This window comes from Microbacterium sp. HMWF026, from assembly GCF_003061325.1.
In the GTDB taxonomy this organism is placed as follows: domain Bacteria; phylum Actinomycetota; class Actinomycetes; order Actinomycetales; family Microbacteriaceae; genus Microbacterium; species Microbacterium testaceum_E.
The window spans coordinates 1-16,430 of the sequence record NZ_QAJB01000060.1 but is presented as its reverse complement, the minus strand read 5'-3'; the positions used below and the strand labels follow the sequence as shown (position 1 = coordinate 16,430).

The 16,430-nt window shown below is 68.5% G+C and carries 13 protein-coding genes; 2 read left to right on the top strand and 11 right to left on the bottom strand.

The features are described 5' to 3' along the window. Positions 1-235, top strand: a 235-nt coding sequence (locus DBR36_RS02865) for a cupin domain-containing protein (protein WP_375136046.1), incomplete at its 5' end; no start/stop codon positions are given. A gap of 187 nt (positions 236-422) precedes the next feature. Here DBR36_RS02865 and typA read toward each other — a convergent pair. The 10 genes from typA to DBR36_RS02815 form a co-directional block, all read right to left on the bottom strand. Continuing rightward, on the bottom strand, positions 423-2,336 hold the full coding sequence (gene typA / locus DBR36_RS02860; RefSeq protein ID WP_108317476.1) for a translational GTPase TypA: 1,914 nt from the start codon (positions 2,334-2,336) through the stop codon (positions 423-425). Positions 2,337-2,495: 159 nt separating this feature from the next. After that, positions 2,496-4,175 carry an ABC transporter family substrate-binding protein gene (locus DBR36_RS02855; protein ID WP_108317475.1) on the bottom strand — a complete coding sequence of 560 codons (1,680 nt, stop codon included), beginning with the start codon at positions 4,173-4,175 and terminating at the stop codon, positions 2,496-2,498. Between the two features lie 4 nt (positions 4,176-4,179). Continuing rightward, a complete protein-coding gene (locus DBR36_RS02850) occupies positions 4,180-6,348 on the bottom strand; it encodes an ABC transporter ATP-binding protein (protein ID WP_108317474.1) in 2,169 nt (722 codons plus the stop codon). Between the two features lie 16 nt (positions 6,349-6,364). Then, positions 6,365-7,288: an ABC transporter permease gene (locus DBR36_RS02845; RefSeq protein WP_108317473.1), complete on the bottom strand. Its 924-nt coding sequence runs from the start codon at positions 7,286-7,288 to the stop codon at positions 6,365-6,367. 1 nt (position 7,289) lies between these two features. After that, entirely contained in the window at positions 7,290-8,270 is a 981-nt protein-coding gene (locus DBR36_RS02840; RefSeq protein WP_108317472.1) for an ABC transporter permease, read from the bottom strand. Positions 8,271-8,490: 220 nt separating this feature from the next. Further along, on the bottom strand, positions 8,491-9,039 hold the full coding sequence (locus DBR36_RS02835) for a PH domain-containing protein (protein ID WP_146185186.1): 549 nt from the start codon (positions 9,037-9,039) through the stop codon (positions 8,491-8,493). Positions 9,040-9,077: 38 nt separating this feature from the next. Continuing rightward, entirely contained in the window at positions 9,078-10,742 is a 1,665-nt protein-coding gene (locus DBR36_RS02830; RefSeq protein ID WP_108317470.1) for an ABC transporter ATP-binding protein, read from the bottom strand. Beyond that, on the bottom strand, positions 10,739-11,686 hold the full coding sequence (locus tag DBR36_RS02825) for an ABC transporter permease (protein ID WP_108317469.1): 948 nt from the start codon (positions 11,684-11,686) through the stop codon (positions 10,739-10,741). Before DBR36_RS02825 ends, DBR36_RS02830 begins: the two co-directional genes overlap by 4 nt. Next, positions 11,676-12,605, bottom strand: a complete 930-nt coding sequence (locus DBR36_RS02820; protein WP_108317468.1) for an ABC transporter permease — start codon at positions 12,603-12,605, stop codon at positions 11,676-11,678. Before DBR36_RS02820 ends, DBR36_RS02825 begins: the two co-directional genes overlap by 11 nt. Before the next feature lie 163 nt (positions 12,606-12,768). Then, positions 12,769-14,388 carry an ABC transporter substrate-binding protein gene (locus DBR36_RS02815; RefSeq protein ID WP_219927605.1) on the bottom strand — a complete coding sequence of 540 codons (1,620 nt, stop codon included), beginning with the start codon at positions 14,386-14,388 and terminating at the stop codon, positions 12,769-12,771. 163 nt (positions 14,389-14,551) lie between these two features. On the opposite strand from DBR36_RS02815, the gene DBR36_RS02810 reads away from it, so the two are divergent. Next, entirely contained in the window at positions 14,552-15,397 is an 846-nt protein-coding gene (locus DBR36_RS02810; RefSeq protein ID WP_258222520.1) for a CPBP family intramembrane glutamic endopeptidase, read from the top strand. Between the two features lie 15 nt (positions 15,398-15,412). Here DBR36_RS02810 and DBR36_RS02805 read toward each other — a convergent pair. Continuing rightward, positions 15,413-16,430: ABC transporter substrate-binding protein (locus tag DBR36_RS02805; protein WP_146185185.1), on the bottom strand; the 1,018-nt coding region annotated here is incomplete at its 5' end.

Here is a 16,430-nt window from a genome sequence, read left to right as displayed (position 1 = left end):
CCGTGACATCTACCTGCTGTCTGCCGAGCCCGGGACCCCCCGCCGCTCCGAGCCGCACCCCCGCGGCACGATCGAGCACGTCGTCCTGGTGTCGGGGCGCGGCCTCGTCGGGCCCGCGGACGCCCCGTTCGAACTCTCGCCCGGCGACTACCTGTCGTACGCGGGTGACGCCCCGCACGTCTTCGAGGCCCTGACCCCCGGCATGAGCGCCGTCTGCGTGGTCGAGTCGCGCTGAGCCACCGCCGACATCCCGCGATAAACGCCCATCGTGTCGAAACACGCCGCGTGTCCGCGTGTCTGGGCAGCATCGGCGTTTATCGAGGACGAGATGGGCGCGCCCGCTCCACGGCGCACCGCCCCGAGAAACGGCGAACGGCCCCGCACAGCGCGAGCTGGGCGGGGCCGTTCGACGGGACGCGACGTCAGGCGTTGGCATCCTGTCGCTTCAAGCGAGAGGCGGCGCGGCCGCGCTCGGTCGCGTCGAGCACGACCTTGCGGATGCGCACCTTCTCGGGCGTGACCTCGACGCATTCGTCGTCGCGCGCGAACTCGAGCGACTCCTCGAGCGTGAGCACGCGCGGGGGCGTCATCGACTCGAACGAGTCCGACGTCGACGAACGCATGTTCGTCAGCTTCTTCTCTTTGGTGATGTTGACGTCCATGTCGTCGGCGCGCGAGTTCTCGCCGATGACCATGCCCTCGTAGACCTCTTCGGTGGGCTGCACGAAGAAGCTCATGCGCTCCTGCAGGGCGATCATCGCGAAGGGCGTGACGACGCCCATACGGTCGGCGACGATCGAGCCGTTCTGACGCGTGGTGATCGAACCCGCCCAGTCGTCGTAGCCGTGCGAGATGGCGTTGGCGATGCCGGTGCCGCGCGTGATCGTGAGGAATTCGCTGCGGAAGCCGATCAGGCCGCGCGAGGGCACGACGAACTCCATGCGCACCCAGCCGGTGCCGTGGTTCGTCATGTTGTCCATGCGTCCCTTGCGGGCGGCCATGAGCTGCGTGATCGCGCCGAGGTGCTCTTCGGGGGCGTCGATGGTGAGGTGCTCGAAGGGCTCCTTGAGCTTGCCGTCCTCGCCGCGCTTGGTGACGACCTGGGGCTTGCCGACGGTGAGCTCGAAGCCCTCGCGGCGCATGTTCTCGACCAGGATCGCCAGGGCGAGCTCGCCGCGGCCCTGGACCTCCCACGCGTCGGGGCGTCCGATGTCGACGACCTTGAGCGAGACGTTACCGATCAGCTCGCGGTCGAGGCGGTCCTTGACCATGCGGGCGGTGAGCTTGTGGCCCTTGACCTTGCCCATGAGGGGCGAGGTGTTCGTGCCGATCGTCATCGAGATGGCCGGGTCGTCGACCGTGATCGCCTTGAGCGGGCGCACGTCCTCGGGGTCGGCGATGGTCTCGCCGATGGTGATGTCGGGGAAACCGGCGATGGCGACGATGTCACCGGGGCCGGCGTCCTCGGCGGGGTAGCGCTCGAGGGCACGGGTCTTGAGCAGTTCGGTGACGCGGGCGTTGCTGGTGGTGCCGTCGGCGCGCACCCAGGCCACGGTCTGGCCCTTCTTGAGCGTGCCGTTGAACACGCGCAGCAGCGCCAGGCGACCGAGGAACGGGGAGGAGTCGAGGTTGGTGACCCACGCCTGCAGCGGCGCCTCGTCGTCGTAGGCCGGGGCCGGCACGTGCTCGAGGATCGCGGCGAACAGCGGCTCGAGGTCGTCGTTGTCGGGCAGCGCGCCGTTGTCGGGACGGTTCAAGGATGCCGCGCCGGCACGACCCGAGGCGTAGACCACCGGCACGTCGAGCAGGGCGTCGACGTCGAGGTCGGGCACGTCGTCGACCAGGTCGGACGCCAGGCCCAGCAGCAGGTCGTGCGCCTCTTCTTCGACCTCGGCGATGCGGGCGTCGGGGCGGTCGGTCTTGTTGACCAGCAGGATGACGGGGAGCTTGGCCTCGAGAGCCTTGCGCAGCACGAAGCGCGTCTGGGGCAGCGGGCCCTCGGACGCGTCGACCAGCAGCACGACGCCGTCGACCATGGACAGACCGCGCTCGACCTCTCCACCGAAGTCGGCGTGACCGGGGGTGTCGATGACGTTGATCGTCACCGGGACCTCGGTGTGGATGCCGTTGTAGGTGATCGCCGTGTTCTTGGCGAGGATCGTGATGCCCTTCTCGCGCTCGAGGTCGTTCGAGTCCATCGCGCGCTCTTCGACGTGCGCGTGGTCGCCGAACGAGCCGGTCTGGCGGAGCATGGCGTCGACGAGGGTCGTCTTGCCGTGGTCGACGTGCGCGACGATCGCGACGTTTCGGAGGTCAGGACGAAGGGCGTGCGCCATGGAGGGTCTCCAGGAAATTTAGGGGTTGCGCCCGGAATCGGGCCACCCCAGTCTACCGGGCGCCCGCGACACTCCCGGCAGCGCACGTTCAGGAACGGCCACGGCGCACGAAAAGGGGCGGGATCCCGTAGGACCCCGCCCCCTCGAACGATGTCGGACTCAGCTGTTCTGGAAGCCGACGATCGTCCAGTCGACGGTCTCGAACTGGGTGGCGCCCCAGTTCACGAGACCCTGCTTGACGGCCCAGACGTTGGGCAGCGGGGCGATCGGGATGATCGGCACCGACTCCCACAGCACCTTGTCGATCTCCTGCGCGGTCTCGAGACGCGCGTCGGGGTCGAGCTCGTTGTTCGCCTGCTCCCACAGACCGTCCAGACGCTCATCGGCGATGCCGGTGAAGTTCTGCTCCGAGTCCACGGGCGTGAAGAGCGAACGGGTCGACGAGATCGGGTAGGCGGTGCCCACCCACGAGAAGGTCACCATCTCGAAGTCGCCGGGGATGATGTAGTCGCTGAAGTAGCCGCCCACGGGGACCGAGACGAGCTCGACGGGGATGCCGAACTCGCCGAGGTCGGCCTGGATCTGCTCGGCGCGCTGGACGTTGGTCGCGGTGTCGGCGGGGACCGTCACCGAGAACTTCAGCGGGGTGCCGTCCTTGACCCAGGAGTCGCCGTCCTTCGTGTAACCGGCGTCCTCGAGGTACTTCGCGCCCGCGTCGGTGTCGTAGGGCAGCGCACCGTCGGTGTAGCCGTCCTGTCCGGGCATGAAGATGTAGCTGCCCTGCGTGATCGCGGGGACGCCGACGGGCGAGTTCGCCGTGTTCGCGATCTGCTCGCGGTTGACGATGGATGCCACGGCCTTGCGGACGTTGACGTCGGCGAGCGGGCCGTCCGAGGCGCGCATCGTGATGTGCGTCCAGGTCAGGCCGTTCGACGCCTGGATCTGCGCACCCTGCACGCCCTGGGCGGTCTGGTAGAGGTCGGCGTTGGCCGAGATCTCGACGGCGTCGATCTCACCGTTGCTGAACGAGGAGCCCTGCTGGTCCTGGCTCACCGCGCGGTAGACGATGGTCTCGAGCTTGGGCGTCTCGCCCCACCAGTTGGGGTTGCGCTCCAGCGTCGCGACACCGGCGGTCGCGTCGATCGAGCGCACCTTGAAGGGGCCCGAGGACGGCACGGCCTGCGTCGTGTAACCGGTGTTGAACGTGGTCGGGTCGGCGGTGACGCTGGCCTTCAGCACGGGGCTGAGCAGCGACTGCCAGTCGGCGAACACGGACGAGAAGGTGATCTTCAGATCGAACTCGTCCTCGCCCTGCTCGACCGACGAGACCTGGTCCCAGCCGGTGGTCGAGGTGACGACGTAGTCGGGGTTCGAGCCGTTGTTGGCCTTCCACATCCCCTGGTAGTCGGCGACGGTGATGGGCGTGCCGTCCTCCCAGACGGCATCCGGGTTCAGCTTGACCTCGACGACCTGCGGGTCCTCGCTGACGAGCTCGGCGGACGAGGCGTAGTTCTCGTCCACGACGGGTTCACCCGACTCGTCGATCTTGATCGGACCGCCGCTCATCGTGGAGTAGATGTCGTTGGTGTCGCGCTCGTTGCCGTCGATCTGGTAGATGTTCCAGTTCACCGGCAGCGACGAAACGGCGAGCGTCAGCGTGCCGCCGTCCTGCACGCTCGAGGCGTCGGCGCGCACCCACGCGGTCGAGGGCAGCGCGTTCTGGTCGTCGGGGTTGGCCGACGGCGCCGCGGTGTTGCCGGGCGCGCACCCGGCGATCGCCAGGGCGGCGGCGCTCAGCAGCGCGAGCGCGCCGAGCCCCTTCGCTTTGCGGATCTGCATGTGATCAATCCTCTCGTTGGTGATCAGGGAGGGCCTTCGACGACGTGGTGCCGTCGACCGAAGACGTTCGGGGGGAACCGGCCGCCGCCGTCTCGAGGACGAGGTCGGACCGTTCGGCGTAGTGGCACGCCACCTCGGAGTGCGCCGACGGGCGCAGACCGGGGTCGTCGGAGTCGCACCGGCGCCGGTCGGCGTCGGGCAGCAGGCGGTACAGCGGGCAGCGCGTGCGGAAACGGCATCCCGAGATCTCCTGCGTCGGGCTCGGCAGGTCGCCGTCCAGCAGGATGCGGGTGCGCTGTCGCTCGATACGCGGATCGGGGATGGGCGCCGCCGAGATGAGGGCCTTGGTGTACGGATGCCGTGGGTCGTCGAACACCGCGTCGACCGGGCCCTGCTCGACGATGCGCCCGAGGTACATGACCGCGACGTCGTCGGCGATCTGGCGCACCACGGCGAGGTCGTGCGCGACGAAGAGGAACGACAGACCGAGGCGTTCCTTGAGGTCTTCGAGCAGGTTGATGACGCCCGCCTGGATCGACACGTCCAGCGCCGACACGGGCTCGTCGAGGACGACGACCGCGGGGTCGGTCGCCAGGGCGCGGGCGATGCCGATGCGCTGGCGCTGACCGCCCGAGAACTCGTGCGGGTAGCGGTCCGACATGTTCGGGTCGAGCCCGACGAGCTCGAGCAGCTCGGTCATCTTGCGGTCGCGCTCCGCGCGCGGGACGCCCTGCACCAGCAGCGGCTCGGTGATGACCTCGCCGACGGGAAGGCGCGGGTCGATCGCGCCCATCGGGTCCTGGAAGACGATCTGAATGCCTTTGCGCAGCGTCGCCTTGTCCTTGCGGCTGACGGTGGCCACGTCGGTGCCGTTGATGTGGATGCTGCCGCTCTGCGGGGCCACCATCTCCATGATCTCGAGGATCGTCGTGGTCTTTCCGCACCCCGACTCCCCCACCAGGCCCATCGTTCGCCCGGGCTGGATCGAGAACGAGATGCCGTCGACGGCGCGCACCGTGCCGATGCGCCGAGGGAACACCGCGCCCTTCATCAGCGGGAAATGCTTGACGAGGTCCTTCACCGCGACCGCGGGCGTGACGTCGGCGCGCAGCGGCGGGATCTCGCCCAGCGCCTCGGGGCGCGGGAAGATGTCGGGTCGGGCGAGGGAGCCCGAGGCGATCTCGTCGGCGCGGATGCAGGCCGAGACGTGGTCGGGGTCTCTGCCGTGCACGACCAGCTCGGGCTCGACGTCGTGGCAGGCGTCGATGGCGATCGGGCACCGCGCCGCGAAGGGGCAGCCCTTCGGCAGGTTCGCCAGGGACGGCGGGCGCCCCTCGAGCGGGACGAGCCGGTGCGAACCCGCGGTCTGCATGTTGGGCACCGAGCGCAGCAGCCCCACGGTGTACGGCATGTGCGGGTCGTGGAAGATCTCGTCGACGGAGCCGCGCTCGACCAGCTTGCCGGCGTACATCACGGCGACGCGGTCGGCGTGGCCGGCGACGACGCCGAGGTCGTGGGTGATCAGCACGACGGCCGCCCCCGTGACCTCGCGCGCCTTCTGCAGCACCTCGAGGATCTGCGCCTGGATCGTGACGTCGAGCGCGGTCGTCGGCTCGTCGGCGATGATGACGCGCGGGTCGTTGGCGATCGCCATGGCGATCATCGCGCGCTGGCGCATACCGCCCGAGAACTCGTGCGGGTACGCGCGGGCCCGGCGCTCGGCATCCGGGATGCCGACGAGCTTGAGCAGTTCGACGCTGCGGGCGTGCGCGGCCTGAGCGGACAGGGCGCGGTCGTGCAGGCGAAGACCCTCGGAGATCTGCTCCCCCACGGTGTAGACCGGGGTCAGCGCGGACAGCGGGTCCTGGAAGACCATCGCCAGCTCCGCGCCGCGGATCTTCGACAGCTGGGCGTCGTTCATCGTCAGCAGCGAACGGCCGTCGTAGACGATGTCACCCTCGACGCGGGCGTTCGAGGGCAGCAGCCCCATGACGGCGAGCGACGACACGCTCTTGCCCGAGCCGGACTCCCCCACGATGCCGAGGAACTCGCCCTCGTGCACGTCGTACGAGATGCCGCGGACCGCGCGGACGGCGTTGCCCTCGCGCTGCGGGAAGGTGACGCTGAGGTCGCGCACCGACAGCAGGGGCGCGCGTCCGGTCGAGGACAGCATGGTGGCGGAACGGGTGTCAGTCACGGTTCGCTCCCGAGGTGGGGTCGATGGCGTCGCGCAGGGCGTCGCCGATGAGGCTGATGGCCAGGAGCAGCACGATCAGCACGCCGGCCGGGTAGACGAACAGCCACGGGCGGGTGACGGCGGCCGAGGTGCCGGCGGCCAGCAGCGTGCCGAGCGAGACGTCGGGCGGCTGCACACCGAAGCCGAAGTAGCTCAGCGAGGTCTCGGCCATGATGGCCGCCACGATCCCGAGGGTCGCGTCGATGATGAGCAGCGAGGCGATGTTGGGGATGATGTGACGCCCGAGGATCTGGCGCGTCGGCATGCCCATGTAGCGGGCCGCGCGGACGAAGTCGCGGTTGCGCAGCGACCGGGTCTGGTTGCGCACGACCTGGGCCAGGATCATCCAGCTGAAGGCCGCCAGGAAGAACGTCAGCGCCAGCCACGACAGTCCGCGCGTCAGCGGGCTCAGCAACACGAGGATGAAGAACGACGGGATCACCAGCAGCAGGTGGATCAGCCAGCCGATGACGGCGTCGATCTTTCCGCCGAGGTACCCGGCGACCGAGCCGACCGCCGCGGCGATGAGCGTCGCGCCGATACCCGCGAGGGCACCGATGATGAGGGACTTCTGCAGACCCACGAGGGTCTGCGCGTAGATGTCCTGGCCGATGCCGTTGGTGCCGAACCAGTGCAGCTGGGTCGGACCGAGCCCCACGTTGAGGAAGTCGCGCTGGCTGGCGTCGTAGGGGTAGAGCAGCGGTCCGATGAAGGCCCACAGCACGATGAAGACGAGGATGCTCGCGCCCACCCAGAACCGGGGCATCTTGCGCAGACGCGCGCGGACGAGGGCTCCGCGCGACAGCGGCTTGCGCTCGCGGGTCACGGGGCTGGTCGCGACGAGCGTTCCGTCGAGGGCTTCTTCCTGCATGGTCATGTCAGCTCCTCACTCTCGGGTCGAGGGCTGCGTACAGCACTTCGGACAGGGTCGACGACAGCAGCACGAGCACCGCGACGAAGAGCGTCGAGCCCGCCACCGCGTTGATGTCCTGCTGGGTCACCGCGTTCAACTGGAACTGGCCCATGCCGCGCCACGAGAAGACGATCTCGAGCATCGTGGAACCGGCGATCAGGGTGCCGAAGCTGTACGCGAAGAAGGTCGACATCGGGATCAGGGCGATGCGCACGCCGTGGCGGAACAGCGCCTGGGTGCGCGGCAGGCCCTTGGCGCGGGCCGTGCGGATGTAGTCGGCGCCCAGCACGTCGAGCATCATGCTGCGCTGGTAGCGCGAGTACGAGGCCGCGCTGATCAGCACGAGCGCGAGGGTCGGCAGCAGCAGGTGGACGGCGCGGTCGGCGACCGTCGGCCAGAACCCCTCGATCCCGGCCGTGTACTCGCCCGTGAAGCGGATGACCTGATTGCCCACGGCGTTGTTGAAGCCGGTCGCCGCGATCATCAGCAGCACGCCGATGACGAACGTCGGCGTCGCGAAGACCAGGTACGAGGCGTAGGTGGTGACCTGATCGCTCGCGCGGTACTGGCGCACCGCACCCCACACGCCGATCAGCACGCCCACGACCGCGCCGATGAGCGAGCCGATCAGCAGCAGGCGCAGGCTGGTGCCGGCGCGGGCCGCGATCTCGGTGACGACGTCCTGTCCGCCGATGGTCGAGCCCAGCGAGAACTTCGTGAACAGGTTGACGAGCCAGTTCCACAGGCGCACGATGATCGGGACGTCGGGGTTGGCGCCGAGGTTGTTCAGGCTCGCGATGATCGAGTCCTCCGGCGGACGCGGGTTCATGCCGTAGAAGCGGTCCTGGGGACGCAGCAGAGCGCTGCCCAGCACGTACGCCAGGCACGTCGCCAGCAGGCTCAGGACGGCGTAGTTCAGGAACCGTCGCAGAACGTACAGCGTCATGACGTGCGGCAGCCCGTCCGGAACGTGTCGATGGTCTGCATCATGGTGGTCCTCTCGCCTTCGAGATCCCCGCTTATTCGTTCGCCTTGCTAAGGATCTTCAGCGACCCTACGTCGGCTTCTCGCGGAACGTGTGCCGGGGGAACACACTTTTCACGACCGTAACAAAGCTCTTACATGTCGCTTTGCTACGACGGTCCCCGCTGAGCGCAGCACTGCGCTTAACGAACACCGCCGGCGATGAACAAAGCGATAATAACCCAGACGATCAGAACCGCCAGGGAAATCACCGACGGAATGTCCCAGACACGCCGGACGCCGCCCGCGGCGTCGGCGGCGTCTCGCGCGGACTCCCACGCGTCCTGGATGACGACCAGGTCGCGGATGGCCGGAGGCTCCCGGTGTCCGCGCTCCTCGTCGCGCCGCAGCGAGGGCCGGCCGGGGCGACCCGCGACGGGCCCCCCGAACGCCTTGTACACGCGCGGTTCGTCGGTGCGCACCTCGAGCTGCCACCGCATGTCGATGTCGGTCACGCGGGCCCACGCGATCTCGGCGATCCGCAGGGGATTGTGGATGCGGATGCCGTGAGCGTCGATGCGCACGTGCGGCGCGAAGATCAGGGCGTAGACGCCCCACAGCGCCAAGAGCACCCACGGGGCGATCAGCAGCATCTCGCCGACGCCGGCGCGGAGCGCGGCATCCCCCAGGAGGACGGCCGCGAGGGCCGCGGCCAGGATCAGGCCGACGACCGAGGACGGGGCGCGGAACACCCGAGGGTGCTCCGCGCCCCGATAGCGCTCGTCGCGCGTCACGCGCCGCCCAGCTGCAGCGAGGCGCCGGGGATCGCGTCGAGCAGGCGACGGGTGTATTCCTGCGACGGCTGCGCGAAGATCTCGTCGACGGTTCCCTGCTCGACGAGCTTGCCGCGCTCCATGACGCAGACCAGGTCGGCTGCGACGCGTACGACGGCGAGGTCGTGCGTGATGAACAGGTACGTCAGGCCGAGCTCGGACTGCAGCTCCGCGAGCAGCTGCAGGATCTGCGCCTGCACGAGCACGTCGAGAGCCGAGACGGCCTCGTCGAGCACGAGGATGTCGGGCTTGAGCGCGAGCGCGCGCGCGATCGCGACACGCTGGCGCTGACCGCCGGACAGCTCGTTCGGATAGCGGGATGCCAGCTCCTGCGGCAGCGCCACCTGGTCGAGCAGCTCCTCGACGCGGGCGCGCCGCGAGGCGTTGTCGCCCACCTTGTGGATGTTCAACGGCTCGGCGATCAGGTTGCCGATGCTGCGCAGCGGATCGAGCGAGCCGTACGGGTCCTGGAACACCGGCTGCATGCGCCGGCGCAGGTTGAAGGTGTCCTTCGCGCTGAGCTTGCCGGTGTTCACGCCGTCGACCTCGATCGAGCCCGAGGTGGGCTCCTCGAGCTTGAGCACCATCTTGGCGATCGTCGACTTGCCCGAGCCCGACTCGCCGACGAGGGCGAGGGTCTTGCCGCGCGGGATCTCGAACGACACCCCGTCCACAGCGCGGAACTGCTCGCTGCGGAACCCGCCCTGGCGGATCTTGTACTCCTTGACCAGGTCGGTCACCTTGACGGTGGCCGGTGCATCGATGTCGGACTCGCGCAGGATGCCGCGGTCCTCGACCTTCGCCTGGATGCGCTGCGAGGCGATGGACGGTGCCGCCGCGACGAGCCGCTGGGTGTACGGGTGCTGCGGGTTCTCGAGGATCTCGCGGCTGGGTCCCGACTCCACGATCTCGCCCTGGTTCATCACCACGATGGTGTCGGCGCGCTCGGCGGCCAGGCCCAGGTCGTGGGTGATGAGCAGCACCGAGGTGCCCCGCTCCCGGGTGAGGGATGCCATGTGGTCCAGGATCACGCGCTGCACCGTCACGTCGAGGGCCGAGGTCGGCTCGTCGGCGATGAGCAGCTTCGGATCGGCGGCGAGGCCGATGCCGATGAGCGCGCGCTGGCGCATACCGCCCGAGAACTGGTGCGGGTACTGGTGGAGGCGGCGCTCGGCATCCGAGAGTCCGGCCTGCTTGAGCACCTCGATGGCGCGCTTCTCGACCTCTTTACGTCCGGTGGCGATGCCGTTCGCACGGATCGCCTCCTTGACCTGGAAGCCGATGCTCCACACCGGGTTGAGGTTGGACATGGGGTCCTGGGGGACGTAGCCGATGTCCTTGCCGCGCACCGACTCGAACTGCGTCGGCGTGAGGTCGGTCAGCTCGCGACCGTCGAGGGTGATGCTGCCCCCGGTCACGTGCCCGGTGCCGGGGAGCAGGCCGATCACCGCGGACGCGGTTGTCGACTTGCCCGAACCCGACTCGCCCACGATGGCCACGGTCTGGCCCGGGTAGACGTCGAGGCTCACACCGTGCAGGACCTGGCGGGAGCCGCCCTGGCCCTCGAAGGCGACCTTGAGGTCGCGCACGGACAGCAGAGGCGTCATGGTGGCGTCGCTCATCGGCGGGCCCTCGCTCTCGGGTCGATGGCGTCTCGGATGAGCTCGCCCAGCATGATGAACGCCAGCACGGTCACGGTCAAGGCCAGCGACGGCCAGATGAGCGCCGCCGGCGCGACGCGCAGCGACTGCTGCGCCTGGCTGATGTCGTTACCCCACGACATGGTGTCGCCGCCCAGGCCGACACCGAGGAACGACAGCGTCGCCTCGGCGACGATGGCGGCCGCGAGGCTGATCGTGGTGACCACGAGCAGGGGCGCGATGGCGTTCGGGATGACGTGGGTCAGCAGCGTCTTGAAGCGCGACTGGCCCAACGCCTGCGAGGCGGCGACGTAGTCGGCCTGGCGCACGCGCAGCACCTCGGCGCGCACGACGCGGGCCGTCGACGCCCACGCGAACCCGCCGATCGCGACGGCCAGGGTGAGGACGTTGCGGTACTGCGAGAACACGCTCATCACGACGATCGCCGCGAGGATGTAGGGGATCGAGAAGAAGATGTCGCCGACGCGCGAGATCACCGCGTCGAGCCATCCGCCGTAGAAGCCCGACAGCGAGCCCATGATGAGGCCGATGATCGTGCCGATGGCCGTGGCCAGCAGACCGACCGACAGCGAGGTGCGGGCTCCCCACACGATGCGCGAGAAGGTGTCGCAGCCCTGGAAGGTGAATCCGAGGATGTGGCCCGCGGTGGGACCGCCGTTGCTGTTGGACAGCTGGCAGTCGTTGTTCGGGGGGACCTGCGTGAACAGGGTCGGGAACGCGGCCATGAGGATGACGACCGCCATGACGGCCAGAGCGATCCAGAAAGTCGGTCGACGACGCAGGTCGCGCCACGCGTCGAGCCAGAGGTTGCTCTTGCGGGCGGCGACGCGGACGGCGTCGACCGAGATGGTCTCGGTCTTGATGGGGGCGACGTAGTGCGGCGCCGGGAAGTGACTACTTGACATAGCGGATCCTCGGGTCCAGGAGGCCGTACAGAAGGTCGACGACGAGGTTGACCAGCACGTAGATGATGACGAAGACGGTCACGAACGAGACGACCGTGGGGCCCTCGCCGCGGATGGTGGCCTGGTACAGGGTGTTGCCGACGCCGGGGATGTTGAAGATGCCCTCGGTCACGGTGGCACCGACCAGCAGCACACCGAAGTTGGTGGCGGAGTTGGTGATGACAGGGATGAGCGAGTTGCGCAGCACGTGCACGGGGATGACGCGACGGCGCGAGAGGCCCTTCGAGTAGGCCGTGCGGACCCAGTCCTGGTTGAGCGTGTCGATGACCGAACCGCGCATGAGGCGCATGCTCGTGGCGAAGAGGCTGAAGCCGAGCACGATGGCCGGCAGGATCAGATCGCCCCAGTTGTTCTGGGCGCCTACGGTCGGCCGGAACCACCCCAGTTGGACGGCGAGGAAGTACTGCGCGAGGAAGCACGCCACGAAGATGGGCAGCGCGACGAACAGCAGCGCCACGACGAGCGCGACGTTGTCGAACAGCTTGCCCTTGCGGATCGCCGAGATGGTGCCGATGACGATGGCGAGGACGAACTCGATCGCGAGGGCCATCACGGCCAGGCGCGCGGTGACGGGGAGCGTGCGCGCGAGCACCTCGTTGACGGACTGACCCGAGAAGGTCGTGCCTAGGTCGCCCTGGAAGATGCCGCCGAGGTAGAGGAAGTACTGGACGATGAAGGGCTGGTCCAGGTGGTACTGCGCCCGCAGGGCTTCGACGACCTGCGGCGCGGGGGTCTTGTCGCCGAAGAGACCCAGGATGGGGTCTCCGGGCATGGCGAAGACCATGAAGTAGATCAGCAGCGTGGCCCCGAAGAACACGGGGAGCACCTGCAGCAGACGTCTGAGGATGTAGCCGAGCATCCGCTCTCTTTTCGAACGTGGGAAACGCCTCATCGGACGTTTCGTGGGGGGCAGGGCCCGAAAGGACCCGTGCCGTTTTATCACACGACGTGATGAGGCCTGGCTGGCAGACCACGAGGCGGTGACGTTTCCGTCACCGCCTCGCGGCCAGAGATCGGAAGGGTTACTTCGTGATCTCGTAGTAGAGCGGAACCGAGTTCCAGCCGAACTGGACGTTGTTCACGCCATCGGCGTAGCCGCCGGTGACGTTGGAGTACCAGAGCGGGATGGCCGGCAGGTCCTGGAGCAGGATCTCCTGGGCCTTCTGGAAGTCGGCGTTCTGCGCGTCGACCTCGGTCTCGGCGATGCCGGCGGCGAGCAGACCGTCGAACTCGGCGTTCGAGTAGTCACCGTCGTTCGACGAGGCGTCGGTCGCGTAGAGCGGTCCGAGGAAGTTGTACAGACCGGGGTAGTCGGCCTGCCAACCGGTGCGGAAGGCGGTCTGGATGCTGCGGTCGGTGATGGCCGAACGCGCTTCCTTGAACGTCGGGTAGGGAGCGCCCGACGCCTCGATGCCGAGGGTGTTCTTGATCGAGTTGGTCACCGCGTCGACCCAGGTCTGGTGTCCACCGTCGGCGTTGTACGCGATCTGGAAGGTGCCGCTCCAGGGCGAGATGGCGTCGGCCTGGGCCCACAGCTCCTTCGCCTTGGCCTCGTCGTACTTCAGCACGTCGGCGCCGGCGAGCGAGTCGGACCAGCCGTCGATGACCGGCGACGTGAAGTCGCTGGCCGGGGTGCGCGTGCCCTGGAAGATCGTCTTGGTGATCTCGTCGCGGTTGATGGCCATCGACAGCGCCTGACGACGCAGCTTGCCCTCTTCGCCACCGAAGTGCGCGAGGCGGTCCGGGATGGTGAAGGACTGGAACACCGCGGCCGGCTGGTTGACCGCGCGGTCGCCCAGGTCGGACTCGAAGGTGGCCTGCGAGGCGGACGGAATGGCGTCGATCACGTCGACGTTGCCGCCGAGGAGGTCGGCGTACGCGGCATCCTGGGAGGCGTAGAAGACGACCGTCAGGCCGCCGTTCGCGACCGTGCGGCCACCCTGGTAGTCGTCGTTCTTGACGAGGTCGATCTGCACGTTGTGCTGCCATGCGCCGTCGCTGGCGAGCTTGTACGGACCGTTGCCGACCGGGTTCTCACCGAAGGCGGCCATGTCCTCGAACGCCGAGTCGGGCAGCGGGAAGAACGCCGAGTAGCCCAGGCGCAGCGCGAAGTCGGCGGCGGGCTTGGAGAGCTCGATCGTGAAGGTGTAGTCGTCGACCTTCTTCAGACCGGTGAGCTCCGAGTCGGCGTCGTAGCTGAAGCCGACGATGTCCTCGAAGAAGTAGCTGTTCAGCTGGTTGTTCGACAGCTGCGCGCCGTAGTTCCAGGCCTTGATGAAGTTGTCGGCCTTGACCTCGGTGCCGTCGGTGAACTTCTGGCCCTGCTTGAGGGTCACGGTGAGGTTCTGCGCGTCGTTGGTGACGATGGACTCGGCCATGTCGTTCACGGGGGCGCCGTCGGCGTCGTAGTAGACCAGACCCGCGAAGATCGAGTCGAGGATCTTGCCGCCGCCGACCTCGTTGGTGTTGGTCGGGATCAGCGGGTTCTGCGGCTCCGAACCGTTGGTCCGGATGATGGCCGAGGCGTCGCCGCCCGAGGCCGAGCCGCTGCCGCCGTTGTCTCCACCCGAGCAGCCGGCGAGCATGAGCCCGACAGCTCCCAGCAGGGCGAGACTGGACAGGGCAATCTTGTTGCGCTTCACAGTTCCTCCAGGGAAGGGATGATCATCGCCCTCACGAGGTTTTCGCGCAGCACGAGGTGAGCGGAATCCGTTCGGGCAGGATGAGAACACACTAGGCACGTTTACCCAGGTGCCCCAAACTTCTCTGAAAAACGTTACACAGCATTTACTCGAAGGGGCTCGGATGGAGCATTCTGACAAGCAGACCCGCTCGGCCACCCGCGCGGACTGGTCATACCCTCCGACGATCGCCCCCTCCGACCGGTATCGCCGCACCCGCCTGGGGTGGGAGATCGCGCTCGTCCTGCTGGTCAGCGTCGGCCAGTCCGCGATCTATTCGGTGGTGTCGTTCATCCGCGCGGCGACCCGCGCGCCGATCTCGCAGCAGCAGACGCAGCTGAACCCCTCGCGCAGCGCGGAGCCGCTGTGGGACGCGATCTACCAGTTCCTCGACATCTTCTTCTCTCTGGCGCTCGTCGCCCTGGCGGTCTACCTGCTGTGGGAGCCGGCGAACAACGCCCTGCGACGGATCGGCCTGGACCTCCGGCGCTTCGGCTCCGACGTCGTGCGCGGTGTCGTGCTCGTGGTCCTCATCGGCGCACCGGGCATCGGCGTGTACGCGATCGGACGCGCGATCGGTCAGAGCATCACCGTCGTCCCGGCACCGCTCGACTCGTCGTGGTGGGTGATCGCCCTGCTGATCCTCGCGGCTCTGCGCGCCGGCCTCACCGAAGAGGTGATCTTCCTCGGCTACCTGTTCGATCGGCTGCGCCGCCTGGGCTGGTCGTGGAGCGGCATCATCGTGTCGACCGCCCTGCTGCGCGGCAGCTATCACCTCTACCAGGGATGGCCTTCGGCACTCGGGAACGTCGTGATGGGGCTCGTGTTCGGCTGGTGCTACAAGCGGTGGGGGCGGGTCATGCCGCTCGTCGTGGCGCACACGATCATCGACATCGTGGCCTTCGTCGGGTATCCGCTCGCCGCCGCCTGGTGGCCCGCGATCTTCGCACCCCCGGCATCCGGGTCCTGATCCGACCCGCGCCGCTCAGGACTGCGGGGGCGACCAGGTCCAGAACGCCGGCGGCACGCCGTCGGGTACGGACGTGTAGGCCACTCCCCCGACGCCCTCGGCGGCGACGACGGCGCCGGTGCGCTCGAGAAGAGGGATGCCGGCGTACACCGAGAAGAGCGAACGGTCGATCTCCTTCGCCTCGGCGAGGACGTCCACGGGATCGGTGTGCACCGTCAGGTCGTCGAAGAGCTCGTCGGTGTTCGGACCGTCGATCCCCTCGGCCAGGCGGTCGCGCGCGGAACGGTACAGGCTCTCGTCCTCGCCGACCCACGACAGCGTCGCGTCGACCGTGTCGCCCGGGGTCGCGGCCCGGACCGCGATACCCGCGCGAGCGCCCATCGACACCAGTCGCGAGAACACCTGCGCCGACACCTCGTCGGTCGTGTCGTACGACAGTCGCAGCACGGCGGCTCGATCGCCCAGCGCGTTGCGCGCCCCGTCGACGTCGGCGCCCGTGCCCGGCGCGCCGTTGCCCGCGATCAGGTCGGAATAGAGCTGCCCGGCCGCCGTCGACGAGAGGAACGACTGCAGGGGCTGAGCATCGGGACGCATCGCGCCCAGGACGTCCTGCACCAGCGACGACCGGTCGGTCGCGAGCGTCATCGCCTGACGGAGGTCGGATGCCGTGGCATCCGCGAACCTCAGGTGGAGCGTCTGGGTGGTCGGGCCCACCTGCACCTGGTAGCCCGCGTCGGTCAGGGTCTTGCGCTCGGCGACGTCGAGGTCGCCCACGTTGGCCACGTCGACCTCACCGGCCTCGAGCGCGGCGAGCTGCGCGGCCCGGTCGGCGAAGAAGCGCACCGTCAGCCCCTCGAGGCCCGGGAAGTGCGCCCCCTGGTAGCTGTCGCGGCGCGTCAGCCGCAGGCTGTCGGCGGTGACCTCGGCCACCGACCACGGCCCTGCCGACACCACGCTCGCCGGATCGGGGGTGGTTCCGGGGGCGACGTCGAAGCCCGTGTTCCACGCCGCGGCCGCGGCCGCGAGCACGGGG

What these genes read in the sequence shown, in the direction of transcription:
- DBR36_RS02830 (WP_108317470.1), bottom strand. Translation starts at nt 10,742, where the DNA reads ATGAGCGACGCCACCATGACGCCTCTGCTGTCCGTGCGCGACCTCAAG.
- DBR36_RS02840 (WP_108317472.1), bottom strand. Translation starts at nt 8,270, where the DNA reads ATGACGCTGTACGTTCTGCGACGGTTCCTGAACTACGCCGTCCTGAGC.
- DBR36_RS02825 (WP_108317469.1), bottom strand. Translation starts at nt 11,686, where the DNA reads ATGTCAAGTAGTCACTTCCCGGCGCCGCACTACGTCGCCCCCATCAAG.
- DBR36_RS02855 (WP_108317475.1), bottom strand. Translation starts at nt 4,175, where the DNA reads ATGCAGATCCGCAAAGCGAAGGGGCTCGGCGCGCTCGCGCTGCTGAGC.
- DBR36_RS02850 (WP_108317474.1), bottom strand. Translation starts at nt 6,348, where the DNA reads ATGCTGTCCTCGACCGGACGCGCGCCCCTGCTGTCGGTGCGCGACCTC.
- DBR36_RS02820 (WP_108317468.1), bottom strand. Translation starts at nt 12,605, where the DNA reads ATGCTCGGCTACATCCTCAGACGTCTGCTGCAGGTGCTCCCCGTGTTC.
- DBR36_RS02810 (WP_258222520.1), top strand. Translation starts at nt 14,552, where the DNA reads ATGGAGCATTCTGACAAGCAGACCCGCTCGGCCACCCGCGCGGACTGG.
- typA (WP_108317476.1), bottom strand. Translation starts at nt 2,336, where the DNA reads ATGGCGCACGCCCTTCGTCCTGACCTCCGAAACGTCGCGATCGTCGCG.
- DBR36_RS02845 (WP_108317473.1), bottom strand. Translation starts at nt 7,288, where the DNA reads ATGACCATGCAGGAAGAAGCCCTCGACGGAACGCTCGTCGCGACCAGC.